The organism is Actinoplanes sp. NPDC048796 (genome assembly GCF_040650035.1).
Classification (GTDB): Bacteria; Actinomycetota; Actinomycetes; order Mycobacteriales; family Micromonosporaceae; genus Actinoplanes.
In genome coordinates this window covers 151,865-176,134 of record NZ_JBEZGO010000011.1, presented here as the reverse complement: position 1 = coordinate 176,134, position 24,270 = coordinate 151,865, and the positions used below count along the sequence as shown (strand labels likewise).

The 24,270-nt window shown below is 71.2% G+C and carries 19 protein-coding genes and 1 pseudogene; 8 read left to right on the top strand and 12 right to left on the bottom strand.

Annotated elements, in window-relative coordinates; genetic code table 11:
* The first annotated feature begins 24 nt into the window (after window positions 1-24).
* Complete coding sequence (locus AB0C26_RS34995; protein WP_360256420.1) at window positions 25-612, top strand: hypothetical protein; 588 nt, start codon at window positions 25-27, stop codon at window positions 610-612.
* Here AB0C26_RS34995 and AB0C26_RS34990 read toward each other — a convergent pair.
* The 4 genes from AB0C26_RS34990 to AB0C26_RS34975 are packed head-to-tail and all read right to left on the bottom strand — an operon-like array spanning window position 602 to window position 5,548.
* On the bottom strand, window positions 602-1,924 hold the full coding sequence (locus tag AB0C26_RS34990) for an extracellular solute-binding protein (RefSeq protein ID WP_360256418.1): 1,323 nt from the start codon (window positions 1,922-1,924) through the stop codon (window positions 602-604). The two genes, AB0C26_RS34995 and AB0C26_RS34990, sit on opposite strands and share 11 nt — an antisense overlap.
* A gap of 8 nt (window positions 1,925-1,932) precedes the next feature.
* Window positions 1,933-2,772, bottom strand: coding sequence for a carbohydrate ABC transporter permease (locus AB0C26_RS34985; protein WP_360256416.1), 840 nt, complete (start codon window positions 2,770-2,772; stop codon window positions 1,933-1,935).
* Entirely contained in the window at window positions 2,772-3,626 is an 855-nt protein-coding gene (locus AB0C26_RS34980) for a sugar ABC transporter permease (protein WP_360256414.1), read from the bottom strand. The genes AB0C26_RS34985 and AB0C26_RS34980 overlap by 1 nt, the downstream gene beginning before the upstream one ends.
* Window positions 3,623-5,548: a beta-galactosidase gene (locus AB0C26_RS34975; protein ID WP_360256412.1), complete on the bottom strand. Its 1,926-nt coding sequence runs from the start codon at window positions 5,546-5,548 to the stop codon at window positions 3,623-3,625. The genes AB0C26_RS34980 and AB0C26_RS34975 overlap by 4 nt, the downstream gene beginning before the upstream one ends.
* Before the next feature lie 125 nt (window positions 5,549-5,673).
* Here AB0C26_RS34975 and AB0C26_RS34970 point away from each other — a divergent pair, with 125 nt between their 5' ends.
* The gene (locus AB0C26_RS34970) at window positions 5,674-6,705 is read left to right on the top strand and encodes a LacI family DNA-binding transcriptional regulator (protein ID WP_360256410.1); all 1,032 of its coding nucleotides are present in this window, start codon (window positions 5,674-5,676) and stop codon (window positions 6,703-6,705) included.
* 15 nt (window positions 6,706-6,720) lie between these two features.
* On the opposite strand, the gene AB0C26_RS34965 is transcribed toward AB0C26_RS34970, so the two are convergent.
* The 6 genes from AB0C26_RS34965 to AB0C26_RS34940 all read right to left on the bottom strand — a co-directional run bounded on the left by AB0C26_RS34965 (window position 6,721) and on the right by AB0C26_RS34940 (window position 15,391).
* Window positions 6,721-7,485, bottom strand: coding sequence for a DeoR/GlpR family DNA-binding transcription regulator (locus AB0C26_RS34965; RefSeq protein ID WP_360256408.1), 765 nt, complete (start codon window positions 7,483-7,485; stop codon window positions 6,721-6,723).
* Between the two features lie 28 nt (window positions 7,486-7,513).
* Window positions 7,514-9,208, bottom strand: a complete 1,695-nt coding sequence (locus tag AB0C26_RS34960) for a glycerol-3-phosphate dehydrogenase/oxidase (protein ID WP_360256406.1) — start codon at window positions 9,206-9,208, stop codon at window positions 7,514-7,516.
* Between the two features lie 14 nt (window positions 9,209-9,222).
* A complete protein-coding gene (glpK, locus tag AB0C26_RS34955) occupies window positions 9,223-10,704 on the bottom strand; it encodes a glycerol kinase GlpK (RefSeq protein WP_360256404.1) in 1,482 nt (493 codons plus the stop codon).
* Window positions 10,705-10,795: 91 nt separating this feature from the next.
* Window positions 10,796-12,394: an alpha/beta hydrolase gene (locus AB0C26_RS34950; protein WP_360256402.1), complete on the bottom strand. Its 1,599-nt coding sequence runs from the start codon at window positions 12,392-12,394 to the stop codon at window positions 10,796-10,798.
* A gap of 100 nt (window positions 12,395-12,494) precedes the next feature.
* Entirely contained in the window at window positions 12,495-14,735 is a 2,241-nt protein-coding gene (locus AB0C26_RS34945) for an FtsX-like permease family protein (protein ID WP_360256400.1), read from the bottom strand.
* The gene (locus tag AB0C26_RS34940) at window positions 14,732-15,391 is read right to left on the bottom strand and encodes an ABC transporter ATP-binding protein (protein WP_360256398.1); all 660 of its coding nucleotides are present in this window, start codon (window positions 15,389-15,391) and stop codon (window positions 14,732-14,734) included. Before AB0C26_RS34940 ends, AB0C26_RS34945 begins: the two co-directional genes overlap by 4 nt.
* Window positions 15,392-15,522: 131 nt before the next feature.
* On the opposite strand from AB0C26_RS34940, the gene AB0C26_RS34935 reads away from it, so the two are divergent.
* The 4 genes from AB0C26_RS34935 to glpK (AB0C26_RS34920) are packed head-to-tail and all read left to right on the top strand — an operon-like array spanning window position 15,523 to window position 19,716.
* Window positions 15,523-16,803 (top strand): histidine kinase, encoded by a 1,281-nt coding sequence (locus tag AB0C26_RS34935; protein WP_360256395.1) that lies wholly within the window; start codon window positions 15,523-15,525, stop codon window positions 16,801-16,803.
* Complete coding sequence (locus AB0C26_RS34930) at window positions 16,800-17,462, top strand: response regulator transcription factor (RefSeq protein WP_360256393.1); 663 nt, start codon at window positions 16,800-16,802, stop codon at window positions 17,460-17,462. Before AB0C26_RS34935 ends, AB0C26_RS34930 begins: the two co-directional genes overlap by 4 nt.
* A gap of 26 nt (window positions 17,463-17,488) precedes the next feature.
* Window positions 17,489-18,253 carry an IclR family transcriptional regulator gene (locus AB0C26_RS34925; protein WP_360256389.1) on the top strand — a complete coding sequence of 255 codons (765 nt, stop codon included), beginning with the start codon at window positions 17,489-17,491 and terminating at the stop codon, window positions 18,251-18,253.
* A complete protein-coding gene (gene glpK / locus AB0C26_RS34920; RefSeq protein WP_360256386.1) occupies window positions 18,250-19,716 on the top strand; it encodes a glycerol kinase GlpK in 1,467 nt (488 codons plus the stop codon). The genes AB0C26_RS34925 and glpK (AB0C26_RS34920) overlap by 4 nt, the downstream gene beginning before the upstream one ends.
* Here glpK (AB0C26_RS34920) and AB0C26_RS34915 read toward each other — a convergent pair.
* Entirely contained in the window at window positions 19,706-21,364 is a 1,659-nt protein-coding gene (locus AB0C26_RS34915) for an alpha/beta hydrolase-fold protein (protein ID WP_360256384.1), read from the bottom strand. The two genes, glpK (AB0C26_RS34920) and AB0C26_RS34915, sit on opposite strands and share 11 nt — an antisense overlap.
* A gap of 160 nt (window positions 21,365-21,524) precedes the next feature.
* Here AB0C26_RS34915 and AB0C26_RS34910 point away from each other — a divergent pair, with 160 nt between their 5' ends.
* Window positions 21,525-22,226, top strand: coding sequence for a class I SAM-dependent methyltransferase (locus AB0C26_RS34910; RefSeq protein WP_360256382.1), 702 nt, complete (start codon window positions 21,525-21,527; stop codon window positions 22,224-22,226).
* A 28-nt stretch (window positions 22,227-22,254) separates the two neighbouring features.
* Window positions 22,255-23,670: an argininosuccinate synthase gene (gene argG / locus AB0C26_RS34905; protein ID WP_360256380.1), complete on the top strand. Its 1,416-nt coding sequence runs from the start codon at window positions 22,255-22,257 to the stop codon at window positions 23,668-23,670.
* Window positions 23,671-23,793: 123 nt separating this feature from the next.
* Here argG and AB0C26_RS34900 read toward each other — a convergent pair.
* A pseudogene (locus AB0C26_RS34900) lies at window positions 23,794-24,003 on the bottom strand (DUF664 domain-containing protein); the annotation flags it as partial.
* Window positions 24,004-24,270 lie beyond the last annotated feature (267 nt).

Genomic DNA, 24,270 nt, shown 5'->3' with positions numbered 1-24,270 from the left:
CGGGCGCGCGACGACGGTGAAGGCATGGACTCCACACCGCTCAACCGCGTGCTCACCGCGTCGCTGGTCGTCGCGCCCGCCGTCTATCTGCTGGCCGATCTGCTGTACGCGACCCGGGGCTGGGACGATCCCACCGCCGCCGTGGTCCACGTGCTCGGCGCCACCGGCTACCTCGTCGTCCTGGTCCGCCTGGTGACCCTCGGCGACGGCGTCCTGGCCGCCACCCTGCTGCTGGTGGGCGCCCTCGGCGCGGCCGGCAACGTCGCCTACGGCTTCAACACCATCCACGTCGCACTGGGCGGCGCCGACCTGGTCGACGCGTCCGGGGCGGCCACGCTCATCAAGCCGCTCGGCCTCTGCTTCCCGCTCACCCTGCTGATCGGCGCCGCCGTCCTGCGCGGCCGGGCCCCGGCCTGGGCCGTGACGCTGCTCGCGGTGGCTTCGCTCGCCTGGCCGGTGGCCCACATCGCCGACATCGGCTGGCTGGCCGTGCTCGTCAACGCCGCCCTGGTCGTCGTGTTCGGCGCCGTCGCCGTGGCCCGGCCCGGCGCCGGGCCGGCCCACGCGCGGGTGGGCCGGCCCGGTGCGCCCGGGGCGGTTCCTACTCCTTGACCGGGATGGACTGCGACTTCAGGGTGGCGATCGTGCCGGCCTGGGCGTCCTCGAGGGCCTTGGTCAGGGTCTCCTGGCCGGTGACGGCCTTCTTGAAGCCGTCGGACGCGTCGGCGTACGTCTTGGTCATCGTCGGGCCCCAGGTGAAGTCGGGCTTGACCTGGGTCGAGGCCTCGGCGAAGACGTCGTAGATCTTCTGGCCGCCGTAGAACTCGACGCCCTCCTTCAGGGCCGGCAGCGACGCGCCCTCCTTCGTGGCCGGGTAGAGCTGGGCCTCCTTGTTGAGCAGGGTCAGAGCCTCGGTCGAGGTGTTCAGCCACAGCGCGAACTTGGCCGCCTCGTACGGGTGCTTCGAGTTCTTGAAGACCGCCGTCGACGAGCCGCCCCAGTTGCCGGCGACCTTCTCACCGGCGTTCCACTGCGGCATCGGGGCGACCGCCCACTTGCCCGAGGTCTTGGGCGCGCCGGCCAGGATCGAGTTGGCCCCCCAGACGGCCGAGACCCAGGTCCAGGCACTGCTTGAGTTGTACGCGTTGTCCCACTCCGGCGTCCACGGCGGCACCGACGACACCAGCTTCTTGTCGATCAGTTTCTGCCAGTAGCCGGCGACCTTCTTGGTCGGCTCGTCGGCCATGGTGACGGTCCAGTTGGTGCCGTCGTTGCCGAACCAGTGGCCGCCCGCCTGCCAGACGAAGCCGGCGAACTGGTTGATGTCGCTCTGCGAGAAGTTGGTGATGTAGCCGCCGGCGGCCTTCACCTTCTCGGCCGCCGCCGCGTACTCGTCCCAGGTCGTCGGGACCGGGATGTTGTTCTTCTCGAACAGGTCCTTGCGGTAGAACAGCCCCATCGGGCCGGCGTCCTGCGGGATGCCGTACACGTGGCCCTGCTCGCCGAAGGTGACCTGGTTCCAGGTCCAGTCGACGAACTTGCTCTGCGACTGGGTGACGATGTCGCAGCTTCCGAGGTCGGTCAGGCCGTCCTGGACACGGAAGCTGGGCAGCGCGTCGTACTCGATGTGGCCCAGGTCGGGCGCGTTGCCGGCCTTGAGCTGGTTGAAGAAGTTGGCGTAGGTGCCGCCGTTGCCGTTCGGGCCGGTCTGCACCTTGACCTGGATGTCGGGGTTGGCCTTGTTCCAGACGTCGACGACCTTCTCGATGCCGGGGATCCAGGTGGTGTACGAGAGGGTGACCGGGCCGCCGGCCGGGGCGCACGAGGACGCCGCGGCCGTGGAGTCCGACGAGGAGTCGTTCGACGAACAGGCGGCCAGGGAGACCGCGAGTAATACAGCGATGGAGCCAGCGCGTACGCGCATCAGTCCTCCTACTTAATAGAGCCAGCGCCGAGGCCGCTACGCCAGAAGCGCTGGAGTGAGAGAAATGCGATGACCATCGGGACGATCGAGACGAACGCTCCGACCAGGACCAGGGCGCGCAGCTCCGGATGCTGATTGACCTGGGAGTTCCATGAGTAAAGGCCGAGGGTCACGGGGAACAGCCGCTCGTTGCCGAGCATGATCAGCGGCAGCATGAAGTTGTTCCAGACCGCGACGAAGTGGAACAGGAAGATGGTGACGAAGGCCGGCGCCATCAGCCGTACGGAAATGGTGAAGAAGGACCGCACCTCGCCCGAACCGTCGATCCGGGCCGCCTCCAGGATCTCGTCCGGCACGCTGGCCGCCGCGTAGATCCGGCCCAGGTAGACGCCGAACGGGTTGACCAGGCTGGGCAGGAAGACCGACCAGAAGGTGTTGGCCAGCTCGGCCTTGCTGAACATGAGGAACAGCGGCAGCGCGAGCGCGGTGGCCGGCACGAGCACACCGCCGAGCACGATGTTGAAGATCAGTTCCCGGCCGCGGAACACGTACTTGGCCAGGGCGTAGCCGCACATGCCGGCCAGCAGGGTGCCGAGCAGGGCGGCGCCGACGGTGTAGCCGACCGAGTTGAGCAGCCAGCGCAGGAAGACGCCGTCGTTGTAGCGGAACAGGTCGGACAGGTTCGTGCCGAGCGCGAAGTCGTCCGGCAGCAGCGCGTGACCCTCGGTGACCTGCCCGTCCTGCTTGCCGGAGGCGATGAACAGCCACCACAGGGGCGTGAGGAAGTAGAGCGTGAAGACGGCCATGACCAGCATGGCGGCGTACCGCGGGACCTTGAATCCGGTCATCACTGCACGCCCTTGCGCTGGGTGAACTTGAGGAACGAGAACGAGAGCACGAAGGTGGCCAGCGCCAGCACGACCGAGAACGCGGCCGCCAGATGGAAGTTGGGGATGCCGGCGGTGCTGAGCACGGTCAGGTTCGGGGTGTAGGTGCTGGACACCGCGGAGCTGAAGCTGCGGAACACCTGCGGCTCGGCCAGCAACTGGAGCGTTCCGATGATCGAGAACACGGTGGTCAGGACGATCGCCGGCATGACCATCGGGATCTTGATGGACCAGGCCGTACGGAACACGCCGGCCCCGTCGATCTTGGCGGCCTCGTAGATCTCGGTCGGCACGGCCAGCAGCGCCGAGTAGATGATCAGCATGTTGTAGCCGACGTAGACCCAGGTCACGACGTTGGCCATGGCCCACAGGACCAGGCTCGGCGAGAGCAGGTCGACGGCCGAGGTGACTGCGGTGAACGGCGACAGGTTGGGCGAGTACAGGTAGCCCCACATGATGGCCGCGACCACGCCCGGCACCGCGTACGGCAGGAAGTAGACGAGCCGGAAGAACCGGCGGCCCTTGACCAGGCCGGAGTCGAGCAGCAGGGCCAGGAACAGGGCCAGGCCCAGCATGACCGGCACCTGCACGGCCCCGAACAGCAGGACCCGGCCGATCGACTCCCAGAACGGCCCGTCGCTGAAGACCTGCTTGTACTGGGTGAGGCCGCCGAAGACCTCGGTGGCCGGGCCGAACGTGCCCTTGCGCTCCACGGTGAACAGCGACTGCCAGACCGCGTACCCGATGGGAATCAGGTAGAAGAGCGTGAACAGGACGCCGAACGGCGCCACGAAGAACAGGATGGCCTTCTTCACGGCTCACGCACCACCCGGACGGCGCCGGCCGGCACCCGCAGCCGTCCGGCCACCGGCTCGCCGGCGATCAGTTCGTGACCGGTGACCGCGTACTCGATCTCGCGCTCGCCGTGGTTGATGACGAAGGCGTACGGCCCTCGCCGCACCACCTCGACCGACTCGTCGTTCGTTTCGGGGGCGCCGGTGACCCGGCTCAGCAGCGTTCGCATCGAGTCCCGGTCGAGCGCGGTCGCGACGTACCAGGCGTTGCCGTTGCGGGTGACGGCCGGCACGCCGGGCAACGGGCCGTCGGTGTAGCGGGCCACGACCTCGGCGCCGGTGGTCCGCAGCCGCTCCGTCCACAGCGCGCCGTGGCCGCCGTCGTCGAGCGTCACCGTCGCGCCCGGGGCCAGCGGCATGAACTCCTCGACGGTGACGCCGAGCAGGTCACGGAACGCGCCCGGGTAGCCGCCGGGCCGGATCCGGTCGTCCCGGTCGGCGATCCCGCTGAAGAAGGTGACCAGGATTCGGCCGCCCCTCTCGACGTACTTCTGGATCGCCGCCGCCTGCTCGTCGGAGACGAGATAGAGGCACGGGATGATGACGAGGCCGTACGCCGACAGGTCGCCGTCCGGGCTGATGACATCCGCCGTGACGCCGAGGTCACGCAGTCCACCGTGGACGGCGTGCACCTGGTCGAGGTAGTTGACGGCGGTCGACGGCCGGCCCTCCTGCTCGGCCGCCCACCAGGCCTCCCAGCTGAAGAGGACCGCGGTTTCGGTACGGACCCGGGTCCCGGCCACCTCGGCCAGCTTGCCGAGCACGGACGACAGCTGAAGGACCTCGCGCCACTGCTCGGTCTCGGTGCCCGCATGCGGCAGCAGCGCCGAGTGGAACTTCTCGCTGCCCTGCGACGAGGCCCGCCACTGGAAGAAGCAGACCGCGTCGGCGCCGCGGGCGACGTGGGTCAGGGTGTTGCGCAGCATCTCGCCGGGCGCCTTGGCCAGGTTGACCGGCTGCCAGTTGACCGCGCCGGTGGACTGCTCCATCAGCATCCACGGCTTGCCACCGGCCAGGCCGCGGGTCAGGTCGGCGGCGAAGCTGAGCTCGGCCGCCGGATGGCCGAGGCGGTGGTCCAGGTAGTGGTCGTTGGCGATCACGTCCATCCGCGGGGCCCAGCGCCAGTAGTCCAGGTTGCGGATGTGCGCGGTGACCATGAAGTTCGTGGTGACCGGGACGCTCGAGTGCCGGCGCAGCACGGCCGCCTCGGCCTCGTAGTGCCCGAGCAGCTCGTCCGACGAGAACCGGTGGAAGTCGAGCATCTGCGCCGGGTTGCGCAGCGACAGCGCGGTCCGCGGCGGCAGCACCTCGGACCACTCGCCGTACCGCTGACTCCAGAACGACGTGCCCCAGGCCGCGTTCAGGGCGTCCACGGTCTCGTACCGGTCGGTCAGCCAGGCCCGGAAACGCTCGGCGCTGGCGTCGCAGTAGCAGAGCGCGTTGTGGCAGCCCAGCTCGTTGGAGACGTGCCAGAGGGCCAGGGCCGGATGGTTGCCGTAGCGCTGGGCGACCCGCTCGACCAGGGCCAGCGCGTGCTCGCGGAAGACCGGCGAACTCGGGCACCAGGCCTGCCGGCCGCCCGGATAGCGCCGGGTGCCGTCGGCCGCCATCGGCAGGATCTCCGGATGGCGGGCGGCCAGCCACGGCGGGGGCGACGCGGTGGCCGTACCCAAATTGATTTTTATGTCGTTGTCGTGCAGTAGCCCGATGATGCGGTCGAGCCGTTCGAAGTCGTATTCACCGGCTCGCGGCTCGAGGTCGGACCAGCCGAAAATATTGATCGCCACCAGGTTGATCCCGGCGGTCCGCATCAACGCGACGTCCTCGGCCCACACCTCGGCCGGCCACTGCTCCGGGTTGTAGTCGCACCCCAGAGTGATCACAGGCTCTCCTCGTCTGTGCACGTGCACACATTTCTGCTGCGTAAAACCCGCAGGTCAGATGTGTGAACGTGCACACATTAGGTTTCCTCGATAGGGACGTCAAGACCAAAAGATAAGGTCGTTGCGTGAGCGCGACCGAACAGCCGAACAAGCCGGGCAAAAGGGCGACCGTGCACGACATCGCGGCCGCGGCCGGGGTCTCCCGGGGCACGGTGAGCCGCGTGCTCAACGGCGGCTACGTGTCGGTGACCGCTCGCACCGCCATCGAGCGGGCCATCCGCGAGGTCGGCTACGTGCCCAACACGGCCGCCCGCAACCTGGTGATGCAGCGCTCGCAGGCGGTCGGCTTCATCGTCCTCGAACCGCACACGCTGTTCCTGGAGGACCCCAACATCGGCGGCATCCTGCTCGGCGCCAACGCGACCCTGTCCGGCGCCGACTACCAGATGGTCAACCTGGTCGTCGACTCCGAACGCGACACGGCCCGCATCACCCGGTACCTGAGCGGCGGCTTCGTCGACGGCGCGATCATCGTCTCGGCCCGCAGCCACGACCCGATCATCCAGGTGGTCGGCAGCCTCTCCTTGCCCTCGGCCTTCGTCGGCCACCCGCGCGACCTGCGCCCCGAGATCCCGTACGTGGGCATCGACAACCTCAGCTCGGCCGAGGAGATCACCCGCCGCCTGCTGACCGGCGGCCGCCGGCGGGTCGGCATGATCGCCGCCGCCGTCGACCGCGACTCCGGCGCCGACCGCCTGGCCGGCTTCCGGCGCGCCCTGGGCCCCCTGTTCGACGAGAGCCTGGTGGCCGAGGTCCCGCTGTACGACTTCTCCTGCGGGGCCAAGGGCATGCGGACGCTCCTGGAGCGCGAGCCGAGGATCGACGGCGTCTTCGCCGCCTCCGACGCGGTCGCCGCCGGCGCCCTGGAGGCCCTGCGGGAGGCCGGCCGCTCCGTGCCTGAGGAGGTGGGCGTGGTCGGCTTCGACGACAGCTCGTGGGCCACCCGCACCCGCCCGCACCTGTCCACCGTGCACCAGCCGGCCGCCGACATCGGCGCCTACGCGGCCGACATGGTGCTGCGGCAGCTCCGGGGCGAGCAGATCCCGCGGGGTGGCCGGCTGCTCCCCTCCCCCGTCGTCTGGCGCGACTCGGCCTGATCGGTCATCGCGCCGTCAGGGGACGGCGGTGATGATCAGCCGGCCCGCCCGGTGGCGCAGGGCCGAACGGCCGGCGCGGCACAGGCCCTCGTCGGTGACCACCACCTCGGCCGCCTCGAGCGGTGCGATCACGGCTCCGCCGCCGGCCTCCCAGGCGGTGTGATCGGCCAGCACCACGACCCGCCGGGCGGCGGCGATCAGGGCGGCCCCGACGCGCGCCTCGGCCGCACCGGGCGCGGCGAAGCCGCGACGCGCGTCCATGCTGGACACGCCGGCGAAGACGACGTCCACGTTGAGCCCGGCCGCGGCCCGTTCGGCCACCGGACCGGCGAGTGCGCCCGACCGGCTGCGGACACCGCCCAGCAACAGCACCATCCGGCCGGAGCGTTCGTCGAAGGCATCGGCGATCGGGATGGCGTTGGTGACCACGCTGAGGCCCGGCACCCCGGAGAGCTCCCGCGCCAGCAGCAGCGTGATGTCACCGGCGAGCAGCCCGATCACCTCGCCGGGCCGCACGAGCCGGGCCGAGGTACGGGCGATGGCCGCCTTCGCCCGCAGGCCGGCCCCGTGGTCCGGCCCCGGCCCGGCGGCCCGCCGCATCGCCCCGCCCCGCACCCGCCGGACGAGCCCCCGTTCGGCGAGGTTCTCCACGTCGCGCCGGGCTGTCACGTCGGAGACGCCGACCAGCGATCCGAGACCGGTGATCCGGACCCCGCCGGCCCGGTCGATCTCCGCGAGGATCCGGGCCCGCCGCTGTTCGACCGTCAGGATCGCGGCCATGACTCAGGTCCCGCCCCTCGGGCCCGCGTCACACCGCGGCGAGCCGGGTCGCGTCGGCGCTCTCGTCGTCGGGCTGTTCCTGGGCGGCCAGTTCGGCCGCCACCCGGGACTCGTACCGGCCGATCTCGGTCTCCCGCTCGGCCGGGGACCAGCCCAGCGGGGCGGCGATCAGGGCCGCCGTGGCCCGGGCCGCCGTCACGCCGCGATCGGGAGTCTCGATGGAGATGCGGGTACGGCGGGTCAACACGTCGTCCAGGTGGCGGGCGCCCTCGTGGGTCACCGCGTACACCACCTCGGCCGCCAGGTAGTCGCCGGCGCCGGCCAGCGGCTCCCCCAGCGCCGGCTCCGCGTCGATCAGCGCGAGTACTTCCTCGGCCAGCGTCCCGTAGCGCTGGAGCAGGTGTTCGATCCGGGACACCGGCAGGCCGGCGCGGCGGGCCAGCTGGGACCGGCGGTTCCAGGCCGCCCGGTAGCCGGCCGCGCCGAGCAGCGGAACCTGGTCGGTGCAGGACTCCGGCACACGGGTGTCGAGGTCGGCCACGGCGGCGTCGACCGCGTCGGCCGCCATCACCCGGTACGTCGTGTACTTGCCGCCCGCCACCAGGACCAGGCCGGGGGCGAGCCGGTCGACCGCGTGCTCGCGGGACAGCTTGGCCGTGGTCGCCGCGTCGGCCGACAGCAGCGGGCGCAGGCCGGCGTAGACGCCCTGCACGTCGTCGCGGGTCAGCGGGGTGGCCAGGGCCTTGTTGACCTCGTCGAGCAGGTAGCCGACGTCCTGGGCCGAGACCGACGGGTGGGCCTTGTCGAGGTTCCACGGGGTGTCGGTGGTGCCGATGATCCAGTGCCGGTCCCACGGGATCACGAAGAGCACGCTGGTCGCGGTCCGCAGGATCATGCCGGTACTGCCGGTGATCTTCTCGCGCGGGACGACCAGGTGGATGCCCTTGGAGGCAGTGATCTTGAACTGGCCGCGTTCGCCCTTCATCAGGGACTGGATGTCGCTGGTCCAGACGCCGGTCGCGTTGATCACCGTACGGGCGCGGATCTCCATCTCGGCCCCGGTCTCGGCGTCGCGGGCGCGGACGCCGACGACCCGGCGGCCCTCGCGCAGGAAGGCGATCACCTCGGTCCGGGGTGCGATCTGGGCGCCGTACGCGGCGGCCGTGCGGACCAGGAACATGGTGTGCCGGGCGTCGTCGACCTGGGCGTCGAAGTAGCGGATGGCGCCGACCAGCGACTCGGGCCGCAGCGCCGGGAACGCCTTGAGCGCCTCGGTGCGGCTCAGGTGCCGGTGACGGGGCAGCCCCGCGCCCCAGCCGGAGAGCGCGAGCGTGTCGTACAGGGCGATGCCGGCTCCGACGTACAACCGCTCCCACGCCCGGTGTTGCAGCGGGTAGAGGAACGGCACGGGGCGTACCAGGTGCGGCGCGAGCCGCTGGATGAGCAGGCCGCGCTCGCGCAGCGCCTCGCGCACCAGGCCGAAGTCGAGCATCTCGAGGTAGCGCAGGCCGCCGTGGATGAGCTTGCTGGACCGGCTGGACGTGCCGCTGGCGAAGTCGCGGGCCTCGAGCAGGCCGACGGAGAGCCCGCGGGTGGCCGCGTCGAGGGCCGCGCCCGCGCCGACCACGCCGCCCCCGACGACCAGCACGTCGAGTTCCGGGCCGGCCGACATCGCGGTCAGGGCCGCCGCGCGGGTGGCGGACGACAGGATTCCGGTGTTCATGATGATCTCCGATTTCAGCCGAGGCCGGCCCAGTCGAGGCTGCGGTCGATGGCCGCTCGCCAGCGGGTGGTTCCTTCGTCGCGCCGCCGCTGGGTCCAGGACGGCTGCCAGCGCCGGTCCTCCCGCCAGTTGGCGCGCAGTTCGTCCGGTGAGGTCCAGAAGCCGACGGCCAGGCCGGCCGCGTAGGCGGCGCCGAGCGCGGTGGTCTCGGCGACGGCGGGCCGGCTCACCGGCACGCCGAGGATGTCGGCCTGCAGCTGCATGCACAGCGCGTTGGCGGTGACGCCGCCGTCGACCTGGAGGCAGTCCAGCTCGGTGCCGGAGTCCTGGGCCATGGCCGCCACGACGTCGCGGGTCTGATAGCAGATGGCCTCGAGCGCGGCCCGGGTGATGTGGGCCGCGGTGTGGTAGCGGGAGAGCCCGACGATCGCGGCCCGGGCGTCGGGGCGCCAGTACGGCGCGAACAGCCCGGAGAAGGCCGGCACGAAGCAGACACCCTCGCTGTCGTCCACCTGGGCCGCCAGCTGCTCGCTCTCGCCGGCCGAGTCGATGACGCCGAGCTGGTCGCGCAGCCACTGCACGGCCGAGCCGGTGGCCGCGATCGACCCTTCGAGCGCGTAGACCGGCGCGTCCGCCCCGAACCGGTAGGCCACGGTCGTGAGCAGCCCGTGCGTCGAGCGCACCGGTGTCGTCCCGGTGTTCAGCAAGACGAAGTTCCCGGTCCCGTACGTACATTTCGCGTCACCGGGCGCGAAACACGTCTGCCCGAAGAGCGCGGCCTGCTGGTCGCCGATGGCGGCCGCGATGGGCACACCGGGCAGGACCGAGGACGCGTGCCCGTACGTCTCGGCCGAGGACCTGATCTCGGGGAGGAGGGCCCGCGGGATGCCGAACAGCCGCAGCAGCTCGTCGTCCCAGTCGAGGGTGTGCAGGTTCATCAGCTGGGTGCGGCTGGCGTTGGTGACGTCGGTCAGGTGCAGCGCGCCGTCGGTCAGGTTCCAGATCAGCCAGCTGTCCAGGGTGCCGAACACGACCTCGCCGTTCTCGGCGCGGGCCCGCAGGCCGGGAACGTGGTCGAGCATCCACTGGATCTTGGTGGCGGAGAAGTACGTGGCCGGCGGCAGTCCGGTCCGCTCGCGCAGGAACTCGGCGTCGAGCGAGGAGATGACCGGCGCCGTCCGGGTGTCCTGCCAGACGATGACGTTGTGGCACGGCCGGCCGGTCGCGCGGTCCCAGATCAGGACGCTCTCGCGCTGGTTGGTGATGCCCACGGCGGCCAGGTCGGCCGGGGTCAGGCCGGCGCCGGCCAGCGCGACGTCGACGACCTTGAGGGTGTTCTCCCAGATCTCGGTCGCGTCGTGCTCGACCAGCCCGGCGCCGGGCAGGATCTGCCGGTGCTCCAGCTGGTGACGGCCGATCTCGTGACCGGCCCGGTCGAAGATCATGAAGCGCGTGCTGGTGGTGCCCTGATCGATCGCTCCGACGAAGTCCGCCACATCGCCCCCTTCTCGTGGGAGCGACGCTAGGCAGCGATGTGATCCGGATCAACGCCGACCGTGCGACAATGTCGCACGGTCGGCGCCGTCGTCAGCGCACCGGCGGTGCGGCGCTGCGCAAAGCCGCCTTGAGGCTGCCGCTACCGGTGGAGGCGAGGGACTTGGCCGCCGCCGCCGTCGGGTCCGGCTGCGGAACCGGGTCGCACTTCTTGTCGGAGCGGTTGCCGTGGACCCGGCTCGGCAGGGCGCCGGACTCCAGGTAGGCCGCGATCGTGTCGTCGGTGCAGGCGACGCCGCTGAGCGAGCCGGCGTGCGTGGTGCCGCCGACACCCTCGATCAGGACCGAGCGGGGGAACCGCTTACGGATCTCGAGACTGCCCGCGTACGGCGTGGCGGCGTCGTTGGTCTCGCTGATCAGCAGGATCGGCGGGGCCTTCTTGCCGTTGACGTTCACCGGCTTGCCGACGTCGCCCTTCCAGAACAGGCAGGGCGCGTTGTACCAGGCGTTGTTCCAGGTGATGAACGGGTACTTGCGGTAGATCCGCCAGTTGTCCCGCTTCCACTTGTCCCAGCTGGACGGCCACCGCACGTCGGTGCACTGGGTGCCCAGGTAGACCGCGTAGCCGTTGTCCGCGCCGGGGCCGGGCTCGGAGTACAGCTCCAGCAGTCCGGAGGCGTCCCCGCTGTTGACATAGGCCGAGAACGCGGTGGCCACGTCCTCCCAGCCGTACACGTAGTACCCGGCCGAGACGAAGATGTCGTTCCACTCGTCCGGGCCGATCTTGCCCTCGGCCGGCGCCACGCGGAGCTTCTGGAGCGTGGCGTAGTACTTGGCCTTCACCGCCTTGCCGGTGGTGCCCAGGTGGTACACCGCGTCGTACTTGGCCACCCAGGCGAAGTAGGTGTCCATGTTCTTGTCGAACTGGACGTCCTGGCTGAGGTTGGCGTCGTACCAGACGCCGCGCGGGTCGACGACCCCGTCGAAGACCATCCGCCGGACCTGGGCCGGGTGCAATGTGGCGTAGACCTGGCCGAGGTACGTGCCGTACGAGAAGCCGTAAAAGTTGATCTGCTTCTGGCCCAGCGCCTTACGGATGCTCTCCATGTCGGCCACGTTGTCGGTGGTCTTCAGGTGATCGAGCAGCGGGCCGCCGGCGCGGGCACACGCCTGGGCGTACGCCTTGGACCGGGCCAGCCAGGTCTTCTCGAGCTGCCGGTTGACCGGTACGTAGTACGGCCGGTTGTAGCCGGCGACGTTTCCGTCGCAGCTCAGCGACGGCACGCTGGAGCCGACCCCGCGCGGGTCGAAGCCGATCCAGTCGTAGTCGAGGCCCGCGTTGTCCGGGATCGCGCTCTGGAACACCGAGTAGATGAGGCCGGATCCGCCCGGGCCGCCCGGGTTGACCAGCATGACGCCCTGATAGTCGGCGGCCGGCGACTTGGCCTTGATCCTCGACACGGCGATCTTGATTTTGGTGCCGCCCGGGCGCGCGTAGTCGAGCGGGACGATCACGAATCCGCACTCGGCGCCGCGCGCCTTCAGGGTGGCGTTGGTGCACGCGCCCCAGGCGATGGGAGGCGGCGTGTAACTGGGGGTCCCACTGTGGGCCTGCGCCGCGGACGGGATCATGCTGCCGCCGAGCGCCAGTCCGACAGTCGTGGCGACGGCAGCCGCCAGAAGTCGTCTCATTCCCGGAGACTAGTCATCCAGACCCGGCGATGAAGATGCCCGTTAGGACAGACCTCACGCGGCGATTTCTGGCTGTTCAGGGGGTGGTGATCATGCCGGGTCATTCGGTGCGCAGGGCCACCGCCGTGCGCGTCCGGGCCGCCCACCCCGCCGGGAGCAGAGCGCCGGCCGCGGCCAGGATCAGGCCGGCCAGGGCCAGGGTCAGGAGCAGGGCCGGGGCGTAGACGTCGATGGTGCTGCCGGGCAGGCGGATGCCGGCGCCGCGGGCCATCGCCGGCACCGCCCAGTGATGCACGAGGTAGCCGGCCGGGACGCCGGCGGCGCCGCCGATCAGACCGGCCACGCCGACCGAGGCGATGACCATGACGGCGGTCTGCTTCGGAGTCATACCGATCGATTTCTGTACGCCGATGTCGTGCACCCGGTCGCGGGAGTCGAGGACCACCGCGTTCAGCACCCCCAGCGCCGCCACGGACACCAGCAGGGCCGTGAGCAGGGCGGTGAGGGAGTCGAGCACGATCAGCGTGCCGTCGGCGCTCTCGGCCTCGCTGGCCTGGGCCTCCAGGTGGCGGCTGGTCAGGGAGTCGAGGTACGCGGCGCGGTCGGTGCCCGGCGTGAGCTTGACGTACCACTCGAACGGCGATCGGAGGCCGGGCATGCTGGCGACGTCGGTGTAGAGGTGGTTGTTGGCGCTGCCGTCGAACACCTCGCCCACAATGGTGAACGGCTCGTGGCCGGCGCCGGTGACCGTGTCGCCGACGTGCTTGCCGGTGGCGGTGAGCAACCCGGTCGTGACGACCACCTCGCCCGGAGCGGCATACCAGCGGCCGTCGAGCATCTCGTACCCGGCGGCGCCGGCGTCCCCGGTGGTGACGGTGCCGTGGGCGGCCTCGCGCAGGCCGTCGATGGTGATGTCGGCCGGCCCGCGGCCGTAGTAGCTTCCGGTTCCCGGCGTGGCCGCGATGACCGCGCCCGCGTCCGTTCCGATGCCGTCCGGTCCCGGGTAGACGACCACGTCGGCCGAGGTGGCGGGCTTCTGGTCGGCCGCCTGGACCAGGCGCAGCGAACTGGCCAGCCCGATGGCGAAGGTGGCCGCGGCCGTGCCGAACGCGATCGTCAGCAGCATGGCCACCAGCCGGGCGGGGCGGGTGAACGGCTGGGCCAGACCGAGGCTGAGCGGCCTCGGCAGCCGGGACCGGCCGGCCAGACGGGCGGCCCGGCGGCCCCGGCCGCTGAGCGGGGTGCGGCCGACCGCGAGCGCGTCGACGGTGCGCAGCCGGGCCGCCCGCCACGCGGCCGGGGCCGCGGTCGCCGAGATGACCAGCACCGCGGCCACGATCGCGGCGGCGTCGACCCAGGGGGTGACCGACATCGGGACGGTGCCGAACAGGTCGGCCACGTCGGCGGTCAGCGGCACCGCGAGCAGGTCACCGGCGACGATGCCGAGGACGGCGCCGATCATTCCCGGGATCAGCGCCTGGACCAGGCAGGCCCGCACCACCTGGGCCGGGGTCAGCCCGAGCGCCTTCATGACGCCGATGCGGCGGGTGGCCGAGGCGACGGTGCCCGCGGCGACGTTGCCGATGACCAGGGCGGCCAGGGCCAGGCCGATCAGCCCGAACGCGCTCAGCAGGGGCACGAACAGCTGGGTGCGGTGCGCGGCGTCGGCGCGGACGCCCAGCCAGGACTGCGTCCGGGCGTTCGGGCCGAGGGCGGCCTGGTGTGCGCTCATCGCGGCCTCGGTGCCGGCGTCGGCGTACCGGTAGAGCATCTGCCAGCCGGCCGGGCCGAGCGCGGTCGCCTGATCGGGTGTCACCCACCCCTGCGAGGTCTGGCTGATCGACCGGGCCTCGCCGACGACCCTCAGGGTGGGCCCGTCCTTCAGCCTCAGGACGCTTCCGGGCGGAATCCGCAGATGGCCGCGGGCCACCACGACCTCGCCCGTGGCCCGCGCCCAGCGCCCGGACAGCAGGGTCACCTTGTCGACCGGGTCGCGGGCCGGGTCGGCCCGCCCGGCGACCCTGAGGTCCATGAACGGTATGCCCGGCAGGCCCTCGGGACGGACGGCGGCCGTGGCCACCGGGAACGGTCCGGCCGCCCGCTCGGCTTGCGACGCGGTGGCCGCGGCCTGCTCGCTGGTGGTCGTCGAGGCGTCGAAGAACGCGGTGAGGTGCGCGCCGCGCTGGCCGGCGAACGCGGTGGCGAACGGCGCCGAGGAGGCGGCCAGCAGCAGGCCGGCCAGGACGGTCGCGGTGACGGCCATCGCCGTGGCGGCGACGATCACGATGGTGGAGACGCGGCGCCGCTGGGCGCCGCGCACGACGGTCCGGACGGCGCTCATGCGGTCGCCACCCGCCCGTCGACGAGCCGGACGGTGCGGGTGGCGACGGCCTCGGCCAGCACCTCGTCGTGGGTGACCAACACGATGGTCTGACCGTCGGTGTGCAGGTCGATCAGGAGTTTGCGCACCTCCGCGCCCGAGGCGGTGTCGAGGGCGCCGGTCGGCTCGTCCGCGAGCAGCAGCGGCGGCCGGTTCATCAGCGCCCGGGCGACGGCGACCCGCTGCCGCTCCCCGCCGGACAGGCGGCCGGGGTAGGCGCCGGCGTGCCGGTCGATGCCGAGCGTCTCCAGAAGCTCGCCCGCGCGCCGGCGTGACGCGCCGGCCGGGCGGCCGGCGATCTGCGCCGGCAGCAGCACGTTGTCCAGGACGGTCAGGTCGTCGAGCAGGTTGAAGAACTGGAAGACCAGGCCGATGGTCGCCCGGCGGTACCGGGCGGCCGCGGCCTCACCGAGCCGGTCGACCCGGGTGCCGCCGACCGTCACGCTGCCCTCGGTGGGCCGGTCGAGGCCGGCGATCAGGTTGAGCAGTGTCGACTTGCCGCTGCCGGACGGGCCGAGCAGCGCCAGGCATTCCCCCTCGGCGACCTCGAGGCTCAGGTGGTCGAGGGCGGCCCGGTCGCCCTCGTAACGGCGGCTCACATCTACGACGTCAATCATGGCCGGGACACTATGGACGGCCGCGTACCCGGGTCGTCGGCCGTGAGAGCCCCTTTCCGGCCCGGGGTCATCCTCGCGGCGTAGTCCGGAGGTGGATGCGTACGGCCGGCCCGCCCCGACACAATGAGCGGATGCCGCTCCTGCTCGCGCGGGCCCTGCGCCGCTCCGGCCCGCAGCCGCGGATGACCCGCCGCAACTGGGTCTTCGACGCGCTGCTCGTCGTGGTGTTCGTCGCGGTGGCGCTCGGCGGCACCAACATCACCGAGCACCTGTTCGACACCACGAACGACGTGGCGATGATGGTGCCGCCACCGGATCTTCCTGATCTCCCGGACATCCCACCCTCGCACGGGGCTCCGGTCACCCCGTACGAGAATGATCTTCGCGACCCCCAGAGCCCGGGCTGGATCGCCATCGCCGCGATCCTGCCGTTGCTCCTGCGGCGCCGCTATCCGCTGGCCACCCTCTCGGTCATCCTCGGCATCACTGTGCTGTCGCTGCACGGCGTCGAGCCGAGCACCGACATCCTGCGCGTCTCCTTCTACGCCTGCGTGATCGCCGCCTACACCGCCGCCGCGTACAGCCCCTACCGGATGTGGGCCCTGGCCACGCTGCCGGTGGCGGCGCTGCTGTACAGCTCGTTCCCCGACCTGGCGGTGCCGATCGTGCCGGTGGGCTGGGTACCGTTCCTGGTGCTGCTGCCCATCGGGCTGGCCGTCAACGGCATGCGCACCTGGCGGGAACGGGCCGACCGGCTGCGCCAGGAACGCGCCGACGCGCTGCGGGAGGCCGCCCGGCAGGAACGGGCCCGGATCGCCCGCGAGCTGCACGACATCGTCACGCACAACGTGTCCATGATGGTCATCCAGGCCGGAGCCGCCCGGAAGGTCCTCGACAACGCGCCCGAGGCGGCCCGCGACGCGCTGCTCGCGGTCGAGGAGGGCGGCCGGGCCGCGCTCGGCGAGCTCCGTGGGGTGATGGGCCTGCTGTCCGCGGCCGACGACGAGGACGACCTCACCCCGCAGCCCGGCCTGGCCCAGCTTCCGCCGCTGATCGACCGGGTCCGCGACGCCGGCGTCGACGTCACGGTCACCACCAGCGGCGAGAAGTACCCGCTGCCGGCCGGCCTGGAACTCGCGGCGTACCGCGTCGTGCAGGAGGCGCTCACCAACACGGTGAAGCACGCGGCCGGCGCCAGCGCCACGGTCGACGTCGCGTACGCGCCGGACGGCCTGCGGATCACGGTCACCGACACCGGCGGCCGGCCGACCCCGGAATCGGCCCGGTCCACCGGCCGTGGGCTGGCCGGCCTGCGGGAACGACTCGCCGTCTACGGCGGCACCCTCCAGGCGGCGGCCCGCCTGACCGGCGGTTACCGTGTCCAGGCCCGACTACCGCTGGAGACCCCATGAGCGCAGTGCCGTTACGGGTGGTGATCGCCGACGATCAGGCGCTCGTGCGGGCCGGCTTCCGGATGATCCTGGCCGCGGACGGCATCGACGTGGTGGCCGAGGCCGAGAACGGCGCCGAGGCGGTCGAGGCGGTCCGCCGTACCGGCCCCGACGTGGTCCTCATGGACATCCGGATGCCGGAGATGGACGGGCTCGAGGCCACCCGCCGCATCCTGGCCGTCGCCGCACCGCCCCGGGTCATCATGCTGACCACGTTCGACCTCGACAACTACGTCTACTCGGCCCTGGGCATGGGCGCGAGCGGCTTCCTGCTGAAGGACGTCACCCCGGAGTACCTGGTCGCCGCGGTGCGCATCGTCCGCGACGGCGACGCGCTGCTCGCCCCGGGCATCACCCGGCGCCTGGTCGAGCGGTTCACCACGCCCGCGCCCCGCGACGCCCTCCCGCACCGCGACCTGGCCGCTCTGACACCGCGCGAGCGCGAGGTGCTGACCCTGGTCGCGCAGGGCCTGAGCAACGTCGAGATCGCCGGCCGCCTGTTCCTGTCCGAGGCGACGGTGAAGACCCACGTGGCCCGGGTGCTGGCCAAGCTCGGCCTCCGCGACCGGGTCCAGGCGGTGGTCGTGGCCTTCGAGACCCGGCTGGTCACGCCGTCCTGACCCGGGCCCGTGTGACAATGGCGCACGTGCCCGGCATGATTCAGTCCGTCGAGCGGTCGTCGGCCGTGTTACGCCTGCTGGCGGCCGGTCCCGACCGGCTGCGGGTCAAGGAGATCGCCGACGCGCTGGGTCTGCCCAAGTCGACAGCGCACAGCATCCTGCGGACCCTGGAACACATCGGCTTCGCCGAGCAGGACCCGCGGACCGCCCGCTACCGGCTCGGCCGGGGCCTGCTCGAGCTGGGCCGGGGCGGCCTCGACGTGAACGAGTTGCGCTCCCGGGCCCTGGACTGGGCCGACGCCCTGGCCTCCCGCACGGTCGAGTCGGTGCGCATCGGCGTCCTGGACGGCGCGGCGGTCAAGGTCGTCCACCACGTCTTCCGCCCGGACGACACCACGCAGACCATGGAGATCGGGCTGGTCGTTCCGGCGCACGCGACGTCGCTGGGCAAGGTCCTCCTGGCGTACGACGCCCCGGCCGCCGACGCCGTGGTCCGGGGCGGCCTCGACCCGTACACCCGCAAGACCTTGACCCATCGGCGGGACCTCACCGCCGCCCTGGCCGAGATCCGCCGCCAGGGCTGGGGGTACGCGGTCGAGGAATGGGAGCCGGGCCGGGCGGGCATAGCGGCGCCGACCCGGGGCATCGGCGGCCTGGTGGTGGGCGCGATCGGCATCTACGGCCCGGTCGAGCGCGTCTGCGACTCGCGGCTGCGCCCCCGCGCGGCCCTCGTCGAGCAGGTGCGCGCCACCGCCGAGTCGATCTCCCGGGATCTGAGTGGGCGCCCATGATCCTCGCGATCGATCAGGGCACCACCTCGACCCGGTGCATTCTCTTCGACCGGCGGGCGACCGTCGTCGCGGTCGCGCGGGCCGAGCATCCGCAGAGTTATCCCCGGCCCGGGTGGGTCGAGCACGACGCGGCGCGGATCTGGCGGGACACCCAGAAACTCATCAAGCGGGTGATGGCCTCGGCCGGGATCGGGCCCGCCCAGGTGGCCGCGATCGGCATCGCCAACCAGCGCGAGACCGTCGTGGTGTGGGACCGGAAGACCGGGGTGCCGGTGGCGCCGGCGATCGTCTGGCAGGACACCCGCACCTCGGAACTCGTCTCCGCTCTCGACGCGGACTTCGTCCGGGAGAGGACGGGCCTGCCGCCGGCCACCTACTTCTCCGCGCCCAAGGTGCGCTGGCTGCTCGACCACACGCCGGGGCTGCGGGAGCGCGCCGAGAAGGGCGAGGTGCTGTTCGGGACGATGGACAGCTGGCTGATCTGGAACCTGACCGGCGGCAAGCACCACCTCACCGACGTCACCAACGCCAGCCGCACGATGCTGATGGACCTGACGACGCTGCGCTGGGACGCCTCGCTCGTCGATGTGTGCACGATCCCACACGCGATGCTGCCGGAGATTCGCTCCTCGTCCGAGGTCTACGGGGCCGCCGACTCGGTGCTGCCCGGGGTGCCCATCGCGGCGGCCATGGGCGATCAGCAGGCCGCGCTCTTCGGGCAGACGTGCTTCGCGCCCGGCGACGTCAAATGCACGTACGGAACCGGCGGTTTTCTGCTCATGAACACCGGCGCCACGCCGGTCCGTTCCACGCACGGGCTGCTCACCACGGTCGGCTACCGGATCGGGAACGAGCCCGTCGCGTACGCCCTGGAAGGGTCCATCGCCATCGCCGGATCGCTGGTGCAGTGGGTGCGCGACGGGCTCGGGCTGATCGGCACCGCGTCGGAGATCGAGACCCTGGCCGGCACCGTCGCCGACAACGGCGGCTGCTACATCGTGCCCGCCTTCTCCGGGCTGTTCGCGCCGCACTGGCGGAGCGAGGCGCGCGGCGTGATCGTGGGCCTCACCTCGTACATCACCAAGGGTCATCTGGCCCGGGCCGTGCTCGAGGCCACCGGCTGGCAGACCCGCGAGGTGGTCGACGCGATGAACGCCGACTCCGGGCTCGCGCTGACCGCCCTCAACGTGGACGGCGGCATGACCTCCGACAACCTGCTCATGCAGATCGTGGCCGACGTGCTCGACGTGCCGGTCGTCCGGCCGATGGTCGCCGAGACCGTGTCGCTCGGCGCCGCCTACGCGGCCGGGCTGGCCGTCGGATACTGGTCCGACCTGCAGGACCTGCGCAACAACCGGCACCGGGCCGGCCGGTGGCTCTCGGCCATGGACGCCGGCCGGCGCGCCGCCGAATACCAGAGGTGGCGGCGCGCCGTCGACTGCGCGGTGTTGTTCAGCTCCTGAACTGCTCGCTGTGCAGGGCGAAGGAACGATCCAGCTTCGGCATCCAGTACGAGTCCGCGTGGTTGCCCGGGCCGAGCTGGTAGTCGTGCTTCACGCCCTTCGAGGCCAGGGCCACGCTCATGTTCCGGGCCGCCGTGCCGAACCCGTACTCGTCGGAATCGCCGCCGTCGAAGTAGTAGGTGTGCCGGTTGAGCTCGGCCGCCGTCATCGACTGCACGAGCTTGATCGGCTGCAGGTGGGCGTTGGCGGCGCGCTCCTCGGCCGTGCCGACCAGCGGGGCCAGGCTCAGGGCGCCGATGTGGCTGGCGATCGAGCTGAACAGCTCCGGGTGGGTGAGGCCGAGCGTGAAGGCGCCCTGCCCGCCCATCGACACGCCGGTGAGGCCGCGGTGCTCCCGATCGGGAATCGTGCGATAGACCCGGTCGACCATCGGCAGCACCTCCTTGACGATCATCGACCGGTAGTTGCCGGCCGAGGTGTCGACGTACCAGCCGCTGCCGCCGTCCGGGAAGATCACGATCATCTCGGCCAGGCCCTTGTCCTTGATCAGCTTGTCGAGGACGGTGCCCATGTCGCGGGCCTCCCACTCGATGTTGCTGCCGTTGAACCCGTTGAGCATGTAGACGACCGGGAAACGCTTGGCTGTCGTACGGGTGTAGCTCGCCGGCAGGTACACGTTGAACTGCACCCGCTTGTTCATCGCGGTCGAGACGTAGCTGTCACGGAAGAAGCGGGACTGGTCGCCGAGTTCGACGCCTCTGCGCGGGTCGAAGTGCAGCAGTTCGCGGGTGGGCGGCTCGCCGGCCGCCCAGCTCCGGAGCGTGTCGACCACGATGCGGCCCCGGTCGTCGACGAAGACCTCGGCCTGGGCGTCGGTCAGCGTGACGTTCCGGCCCCGGGCCCTGATCTCGGACAGCCGGCGGGCCGCGGTGTCGCCCTGATGGAAGAAATCCTTGGCCAGGGTCGACGCGTACGCCCGCAGGTCGCCCGCGGCGAGGGCCCGGTGTTGCTTGGTGAGCAGCGCGCAGGCGTACGCCAATTGGCTCTTCGTCGCCGCTTTGCCCCCGCGGAAATGGGCCTTGGTGTAAAGGCCGACCGGCCCGGCGTAGAAACCACCGCCGCCGGTTCCGTCGTACACCCGGACCGCGATGGTGTTGGCGCCGCCCCAATGCAACAGGCCGTCGGCCGGGTAATACTCGCGCGGCACTTCCCAGGTGGAATCGAAATCGGGCGGGAATCCGCCGGTCCGGCCGATTTCGGTGCCGTTGAGGAACGTCTGGTCGGCGTCGTCGATCTGGCCGAGGGTGGCCATGACCGCCGAATCGGTGACGCCGGACGGGCGCGCCGGCAGCGTGAAGGTCTTGCGATACCACGCGAAGCCGTCGTAATTCTTGAGATCGGCCTCATTGTTCCAGTTGTCGGGCACGCTCCACGATTTCCACGCGGCGTCGTCGAACCCGGCGGCCGAGAAGGCCGGGTCGTCGCCGGTGGTGAACTTCCAGCCGCCGCCGGCCAGATCGAATCCGTAGTCGACCGAGCCGGTGGTGGCGCACGAGGTGTCGCCGGCCAGCGCGGGCTCGCCCACCGCGACCGCGGCTCCGGCGACGAGGGCCACGGCCAGGAACGCCCGAGAGATCTTGCGTGACATATGACCGCCTGAACAAAGTCAAACACGAAACATGATGGACGCACACTCGCAACATTCCCTTCTTCCTGTCAATACGCTGATACAAGATGACAATCTATGTTCGGTTGTGTTTGGAACCGTTTTCGGAACGGCGGGCGGCTCACCGTTTTAGCATGTCGTGGTGGACAGCACCGAAATTCAGAAACTGGTCGCCCTGGAAGATCGGCATTGGTGGTACCGGGAAAGGCGGGCCCTTCTCGCCCGCAACCTGCGCCGCCTGCCCGGGCCCCCGTCCAAGGCCCTGGACATCGGCGCCGCGGGCGGCGGGAACACCCGCGTCCTGCAGAAACACGGCTGGTCGCCGATCGCCGTCGAATACGGTCACGACGGTGCCGTGGCCGCCCGGAAACGCGCATTGACCACCGTGCGCGGAGATGGCCGGCATCTCCCCTTCAGTTCCGCATCGGTGGACCTTGTCGTCGCATTCGACGTTCTCGAGCACATTGACGATGACGAGCGGGTTGTCGCCGAAATGCGCCGGGTCCTGCGCCCCGGCGGCAGCGCGCTGATCACCGTTCCGTGCGACATGAAGCTGTGGTCCGCGCACGACGTGGCGGTCGGGCACCTCCGCCGCTACACGCGCGACACCCTGCGCACGGTCCTGGAGAACGGCGGCCTCCGCGTCGAACGGCTCTGGAGCTGGAACGTGCTGCTGCGCCCCGGCGCGGCGTACACCCGCAAGAGGTCCACCACCAGCGATCTGCGCAAGATGAACCCGCTGGTGAACGCCGCCCTGAGCGCGGTCATCGTCACCGAGCGATTCCTGCCCGTGCAGTCTCTTCCGGGGGTATCGCTGATGGCCCGGGCGGTGCGCTTTGCATGAAAATGCGGGAGCGTGCATAATCTAGCCCGTGACCAAGGTTCTGTCCTCTCTCCCGGTCGGCCAGCGGGTCGGCATCGCCTTCTCCGGTGGCCTCGACACGTCGGTCGCGGTCGCGTGGATGCGTGAAAAGGGCGCCGTGCCCTGCGCGTACACCGCCGAGATCGGCCAGTACGACGAGCCCGACGTGACCTCCGTGCCCGATCGCGCCCTCACCTACGGCGCCGAGGTCGCCCGCCTGGTGGACTGCCGGTCCGCCCTCGTCGAGGAAGGGCTGGCCGCCCTGGCCTGCGGCGCGTTCCACATTCGCTCCGGCGGCAAGACGTACTTCAACACCACACCGCTGGGCCGGGCCGTCACCGGCACCCTGCTCGTCCGGGCCATGCTCTCCGACCAGGTGCAGATCTGGGGCGACGGCTCGACGTTCAAGGGCAACGACATCGAGCGCTTCTATCGGTACGGTCTCCTGGCCAACCCGTCGCTGCGCATCTACAAGCCGTGGCTCGACAAAGACTTCGTCACCGAGCTCGGCGGGCGCAAGGAGATGAGCGAGTGGCTGCTCGCCCACGACCTGCCCTACCGTGACTCCACCGAGAAGGCGTACTCGACCGACGCCAACATCTGGGGCGCCACCCACGAGGCCAAGTCCCTCGAGCACCTCGACACCGGCATCGAGATCGTCGACCCGATCATGGGCGTCCGCTTCTGGGACCCGTCGGTGGCGATCGCGGCCGAAGACGTCACCATCGGCTTCGTCGAGGGCCGGCCGGTCACGGTCAACGGCAAAGAGTTCGGCTCCCCGGTCGACCTGGTGCTCGAGGTGAACGCGATCGGCGGCCGCCACGGCCTGGGCATGTCCGACCAGATCGAGAACCGGATCATCGAAGCCAAGAGCCGGGGCATCTACGAGGCGCCCGGCATGGCGCTGCTGCACATCGCGTACGAGCGCCTGGTCAACGCCATCCACAACGAGGACACGCTGGCGAGCTACCACACCGAGGGCCGCAAGCTGGGCCGCCTCATGTACGAGGGCCGCTGGCTCGACCCGCAGGCGCTCATGCTCCGCGAGTCCCTGCAGCGCTGGGTCGGCAACGCCGTGACCGGCGAGGTCACCCTGCGCCTGCGCCGCGGCGACGACTACTCGGTGCTCGACACCACCGGCCCGGCCTTCAGCTACCACCCCGACAAGCTGTCGATGGAGCGAACCGACACGCCGGCGTTCGCCCCCGCCGACCGCATCGGCCAGCTGACCATGCGCAACCTCGACATCGCCGACTCCCGAGCCAAGCTCGAGCAGTACGCCCTGCTGGGCATGGTCGGCAGCCCCCAGGGCCTGGTAGGCGCCCTCCCCGCCGGCGGCGCCGAGGAAATCGCCTCCCGCGGCGCCGAGGCACCCACCGAAGACACCCTCCTCGACCAGGCCGCCATGGAGTCCGGCACCGACTGACCGCACACCCGAGCTGGCGCCCGGCCCCGCCCCGCGCCAGCTCGGCACCATCCCGCCCGAACCCCGACCGCGCGCCCGGCGCTTGGGGCGCTGGCTACCCTCCGCAAGGCCCTCGACCTCGGATCAGCCGGTGACCCCGTCCATGCGCTCGCGGATCAGGGCGGCGTGGCCGTTGTGGCGGGCGCTCCTCGATCCTGTGAAGTAGACCCAGCGCTGAAAGCGGCTGCCCTTGACCCTCGGTAACTCCTGGTCAAGGTCGAAGGCGGCCACCGCCCGGTCCGCGACGCCCTCCTCGGTGAAGGCCTGCTCGGCGCCGGCGGTGGCCACGTCGTCAAAGGCCCGCCACCTCGGCCACGCCCGCTACACCTCGTCCCGCCACGCCCGCCACCTCGCCCCGCCACGCCCGCCACCCCGCTACGCCTGCCACCGCGGCCACGTCCGGCACCTCGCCGCGCCACGCCCGCCACGCCCGCCACCCCGCCACGCCCGCCACGCCGGCCACCTCGCCGCGCCCGGCACCTCGGCCGCGCCCGGCACCTCGGCCGCCACCCGGGCGAGCCGGGACCGCGCTCGGCCTGTGAGGGGACGCTCGCCGCTTGA